Raw genomic sequence first — 13,088 nt, 5'->3', positions numbered from 1 at the left:
ATGGACGCACTTGAACTGCTGGAAGCGCACCGCTACGAAGAGGCGATTAATGCCTATAGGATAAACCTACAAGAGACGCCAGATGATTGGGCGTCATTCGCTGGTTTGGCTCGCGTCTTGCAAGCAAGCGGCGACTACGAGGCAGCTTTGCCGCTGTTCGAGCGCGTTGATGAATACGAGCGACAGCGTACGCCGGGCAGCGCTGGCCGCAAGGCGGACATGGCTTGCGTGCAATGGTGTTTGGGGCGGCGCGAGGAGGCCAAGCAACTGATGCGAGGGTTGGTGGATGGGATACTGGATCGCACGATCCAGTTCGCCGATCTGGCTGGCGGCGTGCAGCAAGGCGCGTTGCTGTATTTCATGGGCATCACAACCCATGACTCGGAAGCGGCTGACTATGCCTTGGCGTATCTGCGAAGGTTGAGCAAAAAAAGTCGGATCAAACATTGGCCTGGGCCTGTTGCACTACATTTGCTTGGCCAATTAGATGCGGGGACATTGTTGAATGAGGCGTGTGGACACTCTCACATCGCAGCAGCTTCGCAGGCGGTGGCGGACAGTATCCTGAGCCGGCGTCAACTCTGCGTGGCTTTGTTTCATGTTGGATCGGCTTTGCGGGCGCAAGGTTTGGAAACTGAATGTGCCGAATGGATGCGAGCCTGCGTGGCACTGAAAAATCCACTGGTAGAACCAGAGTGGTTCTTGGCAAAGCACGAATTTCAACACCATCCATGAAACCCGCACCCCGCCTATCCAAGCGGGCGTGCGGCCCTGAAAGCCTTACCAGTAGCCGCTCTCAAGCCCACACCTCGAATTGTTTTTAGACCCCGAAGCCCTTCACGGCTTCCTTGTAATCACCCCGAAAGGATTCACATGTTCAAGACACTTCAACCCCTGATGATGGCAAGCGCGGTAGTTGCACTGAGCGCCTGCGGTGGCGGAGGTGGTGGCGGCGAAAGCAGCAGTACGTCAACACCGCCAGCGGCGATGGGCGTTGCCAGTGTATCGACCTCGCTGAGCACCTCATCCGTTACCTCGCCAGCAGGTTCGGTCGTCTTGACGGTCACGCTCACTAATGAAGGCGGTGTCGCAGTCTCCGGCGGAACCCTCACGATTCCCTTGCCTGCCGGCACAAAAAGCACGTCGGCCTTTGCGGTTGGCTCGCCTTGCACCTCAACGGGCTTCAGCGTTGGCACTTCAGGTTTTGCGCTAACGGGGCTCAGCATGCCTGTCGGGGCAACGTGCACAAATACAATCACGCTAACGCCGTCCACGCCTGGCACATTCGTCTTCACCCCCTCCGGGCTCACAGCAATTATCGCTGGCACGAAGGCCACGCTGACGATCAACTGATCGCCAAGCCAGCAGGGGTTTTGTGGTTTCGGTAGAAAAACAGAGAGGCGTCATACGACGCCTCTTTTTCGACTTCATAAAAACCCAAGCCGTCATCATCAAATCGGCCTTGATGCAATCGCCTGTTGGCGGATATTTGGCTATCAAGTTAATAACAATAGAAATTTTCTAATGAAATATTTTTCTCGGTTTATTTTGTTTTTATTTTGTGTGCTGCCATTGCAAGCAGTGTTTGCTGATGAGGACTACCTCATTCGCGCACCTGAAATGATCGGATTCTCCCCGAGCATTCAGATTGATCAAAAAGGGAGTAGCTGTGACTGGATCAAGCTAATGTTTCCGCACTTCCTTACCTTGGCTGAGCATGGCGAAGTTGTAATACCCGCAAGTGATCCGCGCGCAACGCCTTACACGCTGAGTATTGATTTTCTCAGTGCAGAGTTTGAAGGCTAAGGACGTAATTCACGGTTTGCTGCGCATGTGCGCGGGGAAATCCGATACATGGGCAAGCTTGTAGCGACCCGTGATTTCAAGACTTACGAATATTTCAAACCGAATCAGACGCCTTGTCCGGCCATGCGCGCTCTTGCGATCTCCATCAGCAAAAGTCTGGATAGCTGGACGCAAGACGTCGAATTGCGTCCCTGCACGGAGGGCTGTACTGGCTTGCACCCAGAGACACCCATTCTGGTGGCGTTTCCTATCCAGATGCAGGATGGAAAATCAGCGGATCCGGAGATGCTTGCTGAGTGCGGCTGGCAAGACTACATGCGCCCCATGATCCTGGATGCGTATAAGAGGGAGTTGAGGGAGCTCGAAAGGCCCGCCCCAGAGATCGAGATACGCACGGAGCCCTTTGAAAATCCAAACGGACGTACGCTAAAACTGACGCTTGTTGCAAGCCACGTAATAGGCGGTAGCTCTTTTACCGGCCCCAAGTGGCTCAATATCCATGCCGAGCTGCTTGATGGCGGCGTCGCGGTGGACCTTGGACGTGGGTCTGGATGGCTAATGGGCGGCTACATGAATCGTTGCCATAACTTGACTGAGTTGAGCCGCAAAGTGGCTTACGACATCGCACGAATGCTCGCGCGCCCCGGTGTCGCCACCCGTGAGGTGTATTGATGCTGTGACCGCACGCCGATCGGTTCTTGAAAAGCCGGGTACGGACTGCACCTGAGTGACCACGAGTTCAAACTATTGACGCGGGAGGCTGGTTACTGAAAAACAGAGCACCAGCTTCCTGATGACGTTAAGAAGAATTTTTGATCATAAAACCCACGTCCGCTTTGTTGCATATTGCGGACCAGTTTTTCCCTGCGCTTCAATAATAAATTGGCCCAATAAAAACAGCGGTAGTAGCGTCGCAAGCGTCGGATATATGAGCGAAGCTGTCATCCGAATGGCGAGTTCGTGGAGGTGGTGAGCGTCCGTTGATGGCCGATTGTACGCATTCACCATCTCACCCGAAAGCAGCCCTTCGGAACGTGGAGAGACACGCAAGGCCACGTCAATCTCAAGCCATGAATGGCGTTTATGAAAGCAGGTCGCCTGAAGAGCCTTTCTGGGCGGCGCTGTTCAGGTGGTATGGCTGGAGAAATCCGCCCTGGGCGGCTCTTCAGGCAGCCCTATTGCAGCGAGCCGTTCGACGCCGCTCGCAGCACCGATTCGAATTCGCCGATGACCGAATCCCAGCTGATCGGGGTGACGCGCTGGCGGGCATTGTCGCGGCAGTGCTGACGCAGCTCGGGATTGTTGGCCATGCGGCAGGCGGCGGCGATGAAGGCTTGGGCGACGCCGGCCTCGGCGGTGAGGCCGTTCTTGCCGGACGTGATCAATTCGGCCGCAGCGGCGTCGTGGTAGGCGACGACAGCCAGACCGCTGGCCATGGCTTCCGGCACGACGTTGCCATAGGTTTCGGTGAGGCTGGGGAACAGGAAGATATCGGCGCTGGCGTAGCAGCGGGCCAGATCTTCGCCGTGGCGTGAGCCGGTGAACGCGTGCTGCGGGAATTTCTTTTCCAGCCCGGCCCGTGTCGGGCCGTCACCCACCCAGACCATGCGTGCGCTTGGATTCGTGGCGGCCATGGCTTCAAAGGCGCTGGCGGCGAGTTTCAGATTTTTCTCGGGGGCAAGGCGCCCGACATTCATCACGACCAGATCGTCCGGGCCGGCGCCCCATTCGGCACGCAGCGCATCGCTGCGGCGCTGTGGGGTGAACAGTTCGGTATCGACGCCTCGCCCGAGCAGACGCGCGCCTTGGACATGGGCGGCGGTCAGGCTGTTGACTAGCGTGGTGGTGGGCGCCATCGTGGCCAGGGTGCGGCGGTGGAAGCGGCGCAGCCAGGCGCTGATCAGCGGGCCGATGAAGCTCGCACCGTAGTGCTTGCTGTAGCCGTCGAAATGGGTGTGGTAACTGGAGGTCAGCGGTATGCTGAGTGATTTGGCTGCACTCAGCGCTGACCAACCGAGCGGGCCTTCGGTGACGGCATGAACGACATCCGGCCGTTCTTTCGCCCACAACTTGCGCAGCAGTCCGTCCGCAGGCAGGCCGAATTGCAGGCCTTTGTAACCGGGCAGGGGAAGGCCGCGCACCAGGGTTTCCTGTGAGGATTCAGGGGCCTCGATTTTTTGTCGGGGCCGCACGATATGCACCGTGTGGCCGCGCTCGCGCAGGCCATTGGCCAGACGCGCCATGGTCATGGCCACGCCATTGACCTCCGGGGGCCAGGTTTCGCTGACCAGGGTGACGCGCAGTTTCCGGTTCATGGCAGTTTCCCGATGAGGATGCAGGCCCACACGGCAAGGACGTTGAGCAGCGTGATGAGGACGGCGGCACTGCCGATGTCCTTGGCGCGTTTGGACAGCTTGTGCAGTTCCAGCCCGACCCGGTCGACGGTGGCTTCGACGGCCGAGTTGAGCAGTTCGACGATCAGCACCAGCAGTACGCTGGCGATCAGCAACGCGTGCTCGGCGCCCGACAGATGCAGCCAGATCCGCAGAGCAAACGATACGGGCAGCAGGATCAGCGCCAGCAGCACTTCCTGGCGGAACGCGTCTTCAAGGCGGTAGGCGTCGGCGAGGCCGGTAAGCGAATAGTGGAGGGCGTTCCACAGGCGGGTCAGGCCGGTCTTGCCTTTGAATGGGCTTTCCATGGGATCTCTGCAGGTGAGGTGCGGGTTGCAAGCTGGCGGTACAGGTCGGCCAGGCGGGCGGTCAGGGTTTCGTCTGACCAGGTGGCGGCCCAGATGCGGCCTTTTTCGGCCATGCCTCGGGCGAACTCGGGATTGCCGACGACCTGCACCATGGCGGCCGCGAAGGCGTCCAGTTCGGCGGGCGGGGCGAGCGCGCCAGAGGCTTCGACCAGGATGTCGCAAGTGCCCATCTTGGCCAGTGCGACCACCGGCAAGCCAGCGGCCATGGCTTCGAGGAGTACCAGGCCTTGCGTTTCGGTATGCGAGGCAAATACAAAAAGGTCGGCGGCGGCGTAGCAGTCCGGCAGCTCGCGCGCTCGATCCAGATATCCGACGAAACGCACCGAATCGTCCAGCCCCTGGTTCTGGACTTGGGCCTGCAGGCGTTGCAGGGCCGGGCCTTCGCCGGCGACCATCAACAGCAGGCGCGGGTGTGTGCGCAGGGCGATGCGCGTGGCGTCGATCAGGAAGTCGATGTTCTTTTCGTGGGCGGCGCGGCCGACGTATAGCGCCACCGGCCGGTCTGCTTCGATCTGGTATTTCTGCCGGAAGCAGTCACGACTGCCGCTCGCGAAGCGGGCCAGTGGAATGCCGGTGGGCAGAATGTGCATCGGCGCGGTGATGCCGTATTCGAGCAGGCGCTCCTGCATCGGCAGGGAGGGCACGATGACCGCATCCATCTCGTTGCACTGCTGGCGCGAAATGCGCCGGGCCAAGCCTTTCAGCCAGGCGGCTGGAACGAAGGGCGCGTAATGCTGCAGGTATTCTTCAAACAGGGTGTGATAGCTCGTCACCACCGGCAGGCCGTGTTTGCGTGCAGCCGCTACGCCCGCGCCATGGGCGGCGAAGGGCGTCTGGATATGCACGACCTGGCATTGCGCGGCGGCGCGAATCGCTTCTTGGCGGAACAAGCCGGGGCGCACGATGCGATCCTCCTTGTCCATTGGTACGGTCCAGGCGGGCAGGCGCAGGATGTCTTCGTCGTTCTCCTCGGTGCCGTAGCGGGGCGCCAGCAAGGTGCTGGAAATGCCTTGGGCGGGCAGCTGTTGCCGGTAAGTCTGGATGGCTGTGGAGACGCCATTCACACGCGGAAAATAGACATCGGAGAGCATCAAGGCGCGCACGGGATCAGCTTTCTTGGGGAATGAGGTCGGAGGCGCTGGCAGGGGCTTTCGCCGCGGTACTGGCCCAGTTGATCAGTTCAAGGCGGCCATCGTGGTGTTCGACGATGGCGGTGCAGCTATCGACCCAGTCGCCACAATTGACGTAGGTGAGCCCCTCGACTTCGCGGATCGCAGCCCAGTGAATGTGCCCGCAGACCACGCCATCCAGCCCGCGCGCACGGGCCGCGTGGATGACGCTCTGTTCGAAATCGAAAATGAATTCCAGCGCACTCTTGACCTTGCGCTTGGCATAGCCGGCGAGAGACCAGTAGCCGGATACGCCCAGACAGCGCCGCACGAAAGACAGCCAGATGTTCATGCGTACCAGCAGGTTGTAGGCTATGTCGCCGAGCACCGCGACCCATTTGTGGTAGCGCGTCACCTCGTCAAACTCGTCGCCGTGCACCAGCAGCAGACGCTTGCCGTCTGCTGTTTCGTGGATCCATTCATTCTCGATGCGGATGTCGCCAAAGCTCGTGCCGCTGTAGGCGCGCAAGGCTTCGTCGTGGTTGCCGGGGATGAAGATGATCTTCTCGCCGTGGCGTGCGCGGCGCAGCATCTTCTGGACGACGGTGTTCTGGGAGGGGCTCCAGTTGACCGAGCGGCTCATTGCCCAGAAATCGATGATATCCCCGATCAGGAATACATTTTCGGCCGTGTATTCACGCAGGAATTCGAGAAGATGATCCGCCTGGCAGGCTTTCGTGCCGAGGTGGATGTCGGAGAGGAAGAGGGTACGTACGCTGGGCATGGCACGCATTCTGTCGCCGCTTTGTTGCAGTACCGTGACATGTCATCTGTACTGAAACGGCCGCCGTGTGTGCCTCCTTCCGTGTCTGTGCAGAGGGATCTCGATGAAGATTTGACCTGTGCGGATGGATGGCTGGAGAGCCGCTCCTGTCGGACGTCTTCAGGTGTGCATTCCGTAGAGCAAGGGTCGGAGCGGCTGTACAGGCTTGTGCGCGAACAGGTCGAATTGCCCTGTTTTTGGCGAGATTATCGGTGCTCGTTGCGTGCTGAAAGTGGCGCTGATAGCCTTGTGGGTGCCCGAATGGGGAGGTTTGTTTGCCTTCAATCGGGGCTAACATCGGAACGGTCAGATTTCAGGCGGCTGCATGCTGCCAACTCCAAAATACATTGAGCGAATCACAAGGAGAGTCAAATGGAAAACGTAGTGATCGTGGCGGCGGTACGCACGGCTGTAGGCAAGTTCGGTGGTGCGCTGGCCAAGGTGCCGGCTGCAGAGCTCGGTGCTGTCGTGATTCGTGCCTTGATGGCCAAGACCGGCGTGGCGCCGGACCAGATCAGCGATGTGATTCTAGGCCAGGTTCTGACGGCGGGGGTCGGTCAGAACCCGGCGCGTCAGGCTGTGATTCGTGCGGGTTTGCCTGAGACTGTTCCGGCCATGACGATTAACAAGGTCTGTGGTTCCGGCTTGAAGGCTGTGATGCTGGGTGCTCAGGCGATCCAGTGTGGCGACGCGGAAATCGTGATTGCTGGTGGTCAGGAAAACATGTCGGCCAGCCCACATGTGCTGAATGGCTCGCGCGATGGTTTCCGCATGGGCGATGCGAAGCTCGTTGATACGATGATCAACGATGGCTTGTGGGACATTTATAACAACTACCACATGGGTGTGACCGCGGAAAACGTCGCCAAGAAATACGAAATTTCGCGCGAAGAGCAGGATGCGTTTTCCGTGGCATCGCAGAACAAGGCCGAAGCTGCGCAGATGAGTGGACGTTTCAAGGACGAGATCGTGCCGGTGGTAATCCCCGGCAAGAAGGGCGATACCGTTTTTGATACGGATGAATTCATCAAGGCCGGCGCCACGCTGGAGGCGATGACGGCATTGCGTCCGGCCTTCGACAAGGCTGGCACGGTGACGGCGGGTAATGCTTCAGGCATTAATGACGGCGCCGCAGCGGTGATGCTGATGAGCGAGTCCAAGGCCAAGGCGCTGGGCTTGCCGATTCTGGCAAAGATCAAATCCTTCGCCTCGGCCGCAGTCGATCCTGCAATCATGGGTATCGGCCCGGCGCCGGCAACCCGCTTGGCCTTGAAAAAGGCTGGCTGGACAGCTGAGGATCTGGATCTGGTTGAAGGTAACGAAGCATTCGCGGCGCAAGCTTTGGCCGTCAATAAGGAGCTGGGCTGGGACGCCAGCAAGATCAACGTGAATGGTGGGGCAATCGCCATTGGCCACCCGATCGGCGCGTCCGGCTGCCGCATTCTGGTGACCTTGCTGCATGAGATGCAAAAGCGCGATGCCAAGAAGGGTCTGGCAACGCTGTGTATCGGCGGCGGGATGGGCGTGGCCTTGTCGGTAGAGCGCTAGATGCCGTTTTTCAGGCAAACAAAAAAGCGCGGACAGGTTCCGCGCTTTTTGCTTTTCGGGTGACGCTCAGGCCTTGCTCAGGCAGCCGCCCAGAATTGACGACAAGTCCAGCCCGGCCAGATCGGTCGCGTTGTCAGTTGTGCCTTGTGGCGTCATCTTGTCGATCAGTTGCGGCAGGATCGCGGACAGGCCGTTGGAGACTTGATCTCCCGATAAACCGAATTTGCTGGCCAGATCGGCCACGGTGTTGTTGCCAAGCGCCTGGCTGATCTGTGCGCCATCGATGGGCAGATTGTCACCCGTGCTGACCCAGGAAGCCGCTTGTTCGCCGAGGCCTGATTGCTGGAATTTTGCGAGCAGGCCTTCGAGCCCGCCCTGACTTTGCAACAGCGATCCAGCGATCTGCAGCAAGGGGTTGTCAGCGTTCTGATTTGAACCGGAGTTGAGTGAGCCGAGCGCCTGGCCGGCCAGTTGATCGAAAAGTCCCATGATGTTTCTCCGTGTTGATTTTGGGGGAGCGAGTAGTCTGATTTCAGGCTGGCTCCACTACAATGCGCAGCATAGCCATCAATGTTGACTGAATCATGAATCAAGACGAATTGAAGCAAGCCGTTGCCCTCGCCGCCCTTGTGTACGTACCCGAGGGCGAGATCATCGGCGTGGGCACCGGTTCCACGGCCAATTTCTTCATTGATGGTCTGGCCGGCATGCGTGATCGCATTCGCGGTGCTGTCGCCAGTTCGGAAGCCAGCGCCAAACGCCTCGCGGCACATGGAATTCCCTTGTTCGATCTGAACGAGGTGGAGTCCATGCCGGTTTATGTGGACGGTGCCGATGAAATCGACGCAGGCTTCTGCATGATCAAGGGCGGCGGCGCGGCGCTGACGCGTGAGAAGATCGTATCGAGCGTAGCCAGGCGCTTCGTGTGCATTGCGGATGCGTCCAAAAAAGTGCCTGTACTCGGTAAATTTCCCCTGCCGGTCGAGGTGATTCCGCTGGCGCGTGCCCATGTAGCGCGAGCCTTGACTGCGCTGGGGGGACGTCCGGTGTGGCGCGAAGGCGTGGTGACCGACAACGGCAACATCATTCTGGATGTGCATGGTCTGGCGATTGCCGAGCCGGCAAGGCTGGAGGCCGAGATCAATCAGATTGTTGGCGTGGTGACCAATGGTCTGTTTGCCGTACGCCCGGCCGAGGTATTGTTGCTGGGTACGCCTGAGGGTGTGCAGGTCTTCGAACGTGACTGAAATATTTCTGTCATCTGTTTGGCTGATAATGCCCTGTTGTTGCAGCCTGAATCCGGAGAGTTGAGATGACTGACCATACCGTTCGCCAGTATGACGTTGAACTTGAGAATATACGTACCCGTGTGCTGCAGATGGGCGGCTACGTCGAACAGCAGGTCGTCAAGGCCATGGAGGGTCTGCTGGAAGGTGACCAGAATCTGATCGAGCGCGTCATTGAAAACGACAAGCACGTGAATGAGCTGGAAATCGAGCTGGATGAGGCTTGTGCCCAGATCATCGCGCGACGTCAGCCGACGGCAAGGGATCTACGCGCGATCATCAGCGTTTCCAAGACCGTGACGGATCTGGAGCGGATCGGTGACGAAGCCAAGAAAATTGCCAAGGTGGCACGCGCGCTGCACCGCGACGATGGCGGCGGACGCCCGCGTACGCAGATGAAGCACATCGGTTCATTGGCTGTGGAGCAATTGCGCAAGGCGCTGGATGGTTTTGCCCGCCTGGATATCGATGCGGCGGCCGAGGTGGTGAAGGAAGATCGCGAACTGGATGACGAGTTCAAGGCCGTGATGCGTCAACTGATCACTTACATGATTGAAGATCCGCGCACCATTACGCGCAGCATCGATATCGTGTTCGCCGCCAAGGCGCTGGAGCGCATTGGTGATCATGCCAAAAACATCTCCGAGTACACCATCTTTCAGGTGCGTGGCCGCGATGTACGGCACATCGGGGTGAATGAGGTCATGAAAGAAGTGGGGCACCCGGAGGTTTAAAACTTCCGTCCGGGCTGTTCAAAAAAGGGACGCCGCAGCGTCCCTTTTTCATGTCCTGCGGCGGTATTCGACGACGTCGAATGCGAACTGGTTGTGCTCGCTGGCGGCAAAGTGCTCGCGGCTGATTTCACCGAACCAGACCGGATCAAAGTCCGGAAAGCGCGTGTCGCCTTCGACATCGGCATCCACTTCGGTGATCCACAAGACATCCGCCAAATCCTGATCCAGTGCCTGCGCATAGATCTGCGCGCCGCCAAGGATGAAAACCTTCTCTGCGTTACCGCAGGTGTTAATTGCGTCCGGTAGCGAGGCCACCACGCTGGCGCCGGTGGCGAGGTAGTCCGCCTGACGACTCACCACGATATTCAGGCGACCCGGCAGCGGTCGGCCGAGCGATTCCCAGGTCTTGCGACCCATGATCACCGGGCATCCCAGAGTGCGCTGCTTGAACAGCTGCAGGTCCTCACGCAGACGCCAGGGCAGGGTGTTTTCGCGCCCGATCACACCATTGCGGGCGCGGGCGACGATGATGGCGACTTCCGGCTTGCGCATCACACCGACACCTTGGCCGCGATATGCGGATCCGGATCGTAGCCTTCGAGGCTGAAATCCTCGAAGCGGAAGGCGAACAGATCCGTCACTGCCGGATTGATCTTCAGGGTGGGCAGCGCGCGCGGCTCGCGCGTAAGCTGCAGGCGCGCCTGATCGAGGTGGTTGGAATACAGGTGCGCGTCGCCCAGGGTATGCACGAAGTCGCCAGGCTCGTAGCCGCAGACCTGCGCCAGCATCAGGGTCAGCAGGGCATAGCTGGCGATGTTGAAGGGCACACCAAGGAAGATGTCGGCGCTGCGCTGGTAGAGCTGACAGGACAGCTTGCCGCCGGCCACGTAGAACTGGAACAGCGCGTGACAAGGCGGTAAGGCCATCTTGTCGACTTCGCCGGGATTCCAGGCGCAGACCAGATGGCGGCGCGAATCAGGGTTCTTCTTCAGGCCTTCGACCAGTTGGCTGATCTGGTCGACGATGCGGACCGTCGGCTCCCCGCCCGGCTCTTGCGGCGGGACGTAAGCCTCCCAGCGGCGCCACTGTTTGCCATAGACCGGGCCCAAATCGCCGTTCTCATCCGCCCATTCGTCCCAGATGCGCACGCCGTTTTCCTGAAGATAGCGGATGTTCGTCGAGCCCTGCAGAAACCACAGCAGCTCGTGAATGATCGATTTCTGGTGCAGTTTCTTGGTCGTCAGCATCGGGAAGCCGTCGGCCAGATTGAAGCGCATCTGCCAGCCGAAAACCGAGCGGGTGCCGGTGCCGGTGCGGTCGGTCTTGTCATGCCCGTGCTCAAGCACGTGACGCATCAGATCCAGGTATTGGCGCATGGCATTCCCTTTGTTTGGAGGGCGAATTCTAGCGGTTTATAGCGAATTTCGTGTGCTTTCGGATGCGAAGCGAACGCATCCGTTTGTCGCTGAGCAATTGGTTTTTTTGATTAATTCATTAAAATTCGAGATATATGGCAAATTCGCGAGGCGCAAAAATGCGACCCCAACTGGCTCAGAATCATCCCTTGCTGGCAAAACACGCACTGGAAAGAGTGCTTGTGGATCTCGCACGACGCGCCCCCGAAGAGGCTATCGGCGAGATCGCGCCGTGGATCGATTCATTGATCGGCAATGGTGAACTGGATTTTACCGAGCGCGCCCGTTTGCTCTTCGCTCTTGATGAAGCCTCCCAGCGGCCCGCCCGCCATTGCGTTGATCTGTACCTGAGCGCCTGCACCGATTCGCCTGCCGCGCGTCGTCGTTTGTGGTCGATCACGCATGGTTACTGGGCGATGGTGCTGGATGCGTATGGTGAATTGCTGGCCATTCAGGCGGCTGAGCCAGAAATTTCCGATAGTGGCCTGGTGGCACAACTGGCCGTGCGCGCCATGCGCGCAGCGTCCAATCGCGCCAAATGGGATGCTTTCCGTCACGGTCCGATTGATGAGTTGGTGTGGACCCGCCTGAATCAGGCCTATCGTCTGGCTTCGCGGGCCGGTGTAGCGCAATTGCCGATTCGTCTGCGCCGGGATCGTGAGGTGACTTCGACGGTAGAGCGCGAATACGTGCGCGCGATTGCACTGCACAGCGTGGGTCTGGATCAACTGGATGCCGAGCGCCTGGAGTTGGCTTCTCGCCTGGTGCATTACGTGTTGCCCAAGCTCGAATTAAGCACGGCACCCAGCACCACAACCTTGTACTGGATCGATTCTGCCCATTCCCTGCCACCTGCGCGACTGGTGCAGATTCCCAGGCATGCCGCGCAGGCACGTTTCTTTGGCGGGGTTGTGGCGGCGAATGCCTTGCAGGAGTTGCTGGAGCTGGCCTCGGTGGGCAGTTTGCCGCCAGGCTTTGCACTGCAGCACGACGCGGATGGCAGCAATCTGGTCAGCGTGCTCTCGCACATGATTCGCCTGTGGTCGAACGAGGCGCCAGTGCGCCGTCATCGCCGTCATCCCATGCCGGGGCGTTTGCTCGTGGTGGACGGCATGGAGCGCATGTTGGCACGTCTGAGTGGCGGTGATTCCGCCCCGCTGCCGCGTGACTGGGCGGTGCGCGATGCCAGCCTGCAGGGGATCGGTGTGGATGCGCCGAGTGGCGATATTGATGGCGTCGAGATCGGCAGTCTGGTCGGCATGCATTCTGCGGATGGTGATCGCTGGCGCATCGGCGCAGTGCGCCGCCTGTGGCGTTCCAGTAAGGGTCTGAGCCAGATCGGCATCGAGATGCTGGGCGATGCGGTGAGCGCCCTGGCCGATGACGGTGCCAACCGGATTCACGTCATGCTGCTCGATCCCATCAAGCGCGGCGCGCCGGTGCGGCTGATCCTGCCTTTGTCGGCGCAGCGCAGCGAACGCCCTTTGTATCTGCTTGACCAGCACAAGGCGCTCAAGCTGATCCCTCTGCCGGGTCGCGAATTTGGTGTGGATCACGAGATCCGCACTTATCTGCTGGCGGCTGCCTGAAGCCCGTTCAGCACCCA

At 59.5% G+C, this 13,088-nt stretch carries 15 protein-coding genes; 7 read left to right on the top strand and 8 right to left on the bottom strand.

The window, feature by feature from the left end; translation table 11 throughout:
• Complete coding sequence (locus tag ABXR19_RS02145) at positions 1 to 735, top strand: tetratricopeptide repeat protein (RefSeq protein ID WP_354599435.1); 735 nt, start codon at positions 1 to 3, stop codon at positions 733 to 735.
• 152 nt (positions 736 to 887) lie between these two features.
• Here the strand turns inward: ABXR19_RS02145 and ABXR19_RS02140 are convergent, their stop codons facing one another.
• Positions 888 to 1,349, bottom strand: a complete 462-nt coding sequence (locus ABXR19_RS02140) for a hypothetical protein (protein ID WP_354599434.1) — start codon at positions 1,347 to 1,349, stop codon at positions 888 to 890.
• 175 nt (positions 1,350 to 1,524) lie between these two features.
• On the opposite strand from ABXR19_RS02140, the gene ABXR19_RS02135 reads away from it, so the two are divergent.
• The gene (locus ABXR19_RS02135) at positions 1,525 to 1,806 is read left to right on the top strand and encodes a hypothetical protein (RefSeq protein ID WP_354599433.1); all 282 of its coding nucleotides are present in this window, start codon (positions 1,525 to 1,527) and stop codon (positions 1,804 to 1,806) included.
• Positions 1,807 to 1,854: 48 nt separating this feature from the next.
• On the top strand, positions 1,855 to 2,478 hold the full coding sequence (locus ABXR19_RS02130; RefSeq protein WP_354599432.1) for a hypothetical protein: 624 nt from the start codon (positions 1,855 to 1,857) through the stop codon (positions 2,476 to 2,478).
• Positions 2,479 to 2,981: 503 nt separating this feature from the next.
• On the opposite strand, the gene ABXR19_RS02125 is transcribed toward ABXR19_RS02130, so the two are convergent.
• Genes ABXR19_RS02125 through ABXR19_RS02110 form a run of 4 tightly spaced genes read right to left on the bottom strand, consistent with a single transcriptional unit; the run spans position 2,982 to position 6,460 of the window.
• Positions 2,982 to 4,121 (bottom strand): glycosyltransferase family 4 protein, encoded by a 1,140-nt coding sequence (locus ABXR19_RS02125; protein ID WP_354599431.1) that lies wholly within the window; start codon positions 4,119 to 4,121, stop codon positions 2,982 to 2,984.
• Complete coding sequence (locus tag ABXR19_RS02120; protein ID WP_354599430.1) at positions 4,118 to 4,507, bottom strand: diacylglycerol kinase; 390 nt, start codon at positions 4,505 to 4,507, stop codon at positions 4,118 to 4,120. The genes ABXR19_RS02125 and ABXR19_RS02120 overlap by 4 nt, the downstream gene beginning before the upstream one ends.
• Positions 4,474 to 5,670, bottom strand: a complete 1,197-nt coding sequence (locus tag ABXR19_RS02115; protein ID WP_354599429.1) for a glycosyltransferase — start codon at positions 5,668 to 5,670, stop codon at positions 4,474 to 4,476. Before ABXR19_RS02115 ends, ABXR19_RS02120 begins: the two co-directional genes overlap by 34 nt.
• Before the next feature lie 4 nt (positions 5,671 to 5,674).
• Complete coding sequence (locus tag ABXR19_RS02110; RefSeq protein WP_354599428.1) at positions 5,675 to 6,460, bottom strand: UDP-2,3-diacylglucosamine diphosphatase; 786 nt, start codon at positions 6,458 to 6,460, stop codon at positions 5,675 to 5,677.
• Positions 6,461 to 6,871: 411 nt separating this feature from the next.
• On the opposite strand from ABXR19_RS02110, the gene ABXR19_RS02105 reads away from it, so the two are divergent.
• The gene (locus tag ABXR19_RS02105) at positions 6,872 to 8,047 is read left to right on the top strand and encodes an acetyl-CoA C-acetyltransferase (protein ID WP_354599427.1); all 1,176 of its coding nucleotides are present in this window, start codon (positions 6,872 to 6,874) and stop codon (positions 8,045 to 8,047) included.
• Positions 8,048 to 8,113: 66 nt separating this feature from the next.
• On the opposite strand, the gene ABXR19_RS02100 is transcribed toward ABXR19_RS02105, so the two are convergent.
• A complete protein-coding gene (locus ABXR19_RS02100; RefSeq protein ID WP_354599426.1) occupies positions 8,114 to 8,536 on the bottom strand; it encodes a YidB family protein in 423 nt (140 codons plus the stop codon).
• Positions 8,537 to 8,631: 95 nt separating this feature from the next.
• On the opposite strand from ABXR19_RS02100, the gene rpiA reads away from it, so the two are divergent.
• Together rpiA and phoU are read left to right on the top strand one after the other, a co-directional pair.
• Complete coding sequence (rpiA, locus tag ABXR19_RS02095) at positions 8,632 to 9,294, top strand: ribose-5-phosphate isomerase RpiA (protein WP_354599425.1); 663 nt, start codon at positions 8,632 to 8,634, stop codon at positions 9,292 to 9,294.
• A 65-nt stretch (positions 9,295 to 9,359) separates the two neighbouring features.
• On the top strand, positions 9,360 to 10,067 hold the full coding sequence (phoU, locus tag ABXR19_RS02090) for a phosphate signaling complex protein PhoU (RefSeq protein WP_354599424.1): 708 nt from the start codon (positions 9,360 to 9,362) through the stop codon (positions 10,065 to 10,067).
• Positions 10,068 to 10,115: 48 nt separating this feature from the next.
• Here phoU and ABXR19_RS02085 read toward each other — a convergent pair whose 3' ends face one another.
• Together ABXR19_RS02085 and ABXR19_RS02080 are read right to left on the bottom strand one after the other, a co-directional pair.
• On the bottom strand, positions 10,116 to 10,619 hold the full coding sequence (locus ABXR19_RS02085) for a dihydrofolate reductase (protein ID WP_354599423.1): 504 nt from the start codon (positions 10,617 to 10,619) through the stop codon (positions 10,116 to 10,118).
• The gene (locus ABXR19_RS02080) at positions 10,619 to 11,443 is read right to left on the bottom strand and encodes a thymidylate synthase (protein ID WP_354599422.1); all 825 of its coding nucleotides are present in this window, start codon (positions 11,441 to 11,443) and stop codon (positions 10,619 to 10,621) included. The genes ABXR19_RS02085 and ABXR19_RS02080 overlap by 1 nt, the downstream gene beginning before the upstream one ends.
• A 158-nt stretch (positions 11,444 to 11,601) precedes the next feature.
• On the opposite strand from ABXR19_RS02080, the gene ABXR19_RS02075 reads away from it, so the two are divergent.
• A complete protein-coding gene (locus ABXR19_RS02075; protein WP_354599421.1) occupies positions 11,602 to 13,071 on the top strand; it encodes a cyclic-di-GMP receptor FimW-related protein in 1,470 nt (489 codons plus the stop codon).
• The last annotated feature ends 17 nt before the right edge of the window (positions 13,072 to 13,088 follow it).

It is taken from the genome of Uliginosibacterium flavum (assembly GCF_040566545.1).
Classification (GTDB): domain Bacteria; phylum Pseudomonadota; class Gammaproteobacteria; order Burkholderiales; family Rhodocyclaceae; genus Uliginosibacterium; species Uliginosibacterium flavum.
Note: the sequence above shows the minus strand (reverse complement) of the source record. Positions and strands in the feature narration are given on the sequence as shown.

What these genes read in the sequence shown, in the direction of transcription:
- ABXR19_RS02145 (WP_354599435.1), top strand. Translation starts at nt 1, where the DNA reads ATGGACGCACTTGAACTGCTGGAAGCGCACCGCTACGAAGAGGCGATT.
- ABXR19_RS02135 (WP_354599433.1), top strand. Translation starts at nt 1,525, where the DNA reads ATGAAATATTTTTCTCGGTTTATTTTGTTTTTATTTTGTGTGCTGCCA.
- ABXR19_RS02130 (WP_354599432.1), top strand. Translation starts at nt 1,855, where the DNA reads ATGGGCAAGCTTGTAGCGACCCGTGATTTCAAGACTTACGAATATTTC.
- ABXR19_RS02125 (WP_354599431.1), bottom strand. Translation starts at nt 4,121, where the DNA reads ATGAACCGGAAACTGCGCGTCACCCTGGTCAGCGAAACCTGGCCCCCG.
- ABXR19_RS02120 (WP_354599430.1), bottom strand. Translation starts at nt 4,507, where the DNA reads ATGGAAAGCCCATTCAAAGGCAAGACCGGCCTGACCCGCCTGTGGAAC.
- ABXR19_RS02110 (WP_354599428.1), bottom strand. Translation starts at nt 6,460, where the DNA reads ATGCCCAGCGTACGTACCCTCTTCCTCTCCGACATCCACCTCGGCACG.
- ABXR19_RS02105 (WP_354599427.1), top strand. Translation starts at nt 6,872, where the DNA reads ATGGAAAACGTAGTGATCGTGGCGGCGGTACGCACGGCTGTAGGCAAG.
- ABXR19_RS02100 (WP_354599426.1), bottom strand. Translation starts at nt 8,536, where the DNA reads ATGGGACTTTTCGATCAACTGGCCGGCCAGGCGCTCGGCTCACTCAAC.
- rpiA (WP_354599425.1), top strand. Translation starts at nt 8,632, where the DNA reads ATGAATCAAGACGAATTGAAGCAAGCCGTTGCCCTCGCCGCCCTTGTG.
- phoU (WP_354599424.1), top strand. Translation starts at nt 9,360, where the DNA reads ATGACTGACCATACCGTTCGCCAGTATGACGTTGAACTTGAGAATATA.
- ABXR19_RS02085 (WP_354599423.1), bottom strand. Translation starts at nt 10,619, where the DNA reads ATGCGCAAGCCGGAAGTCGCCATCATCGTCGCCCGCGCCCGCAATGGT.
- ABXR19_RS02080 (WP_354599422.1), bottom strand. Translation starts at nt 11,443, where the DNA reads ATGCGCCAATACCTGGATCTGATGCGTCACGTGCTTGAGCACGGGCAT.
- ABXR19_RS02075 (WP_354599421.1), top strand. Translation starts at nt 11,602, where the DNA reads ATGCGACCCCAACTGGCTCAGAATCATCCCTTGCTGGCAAAACACGCA.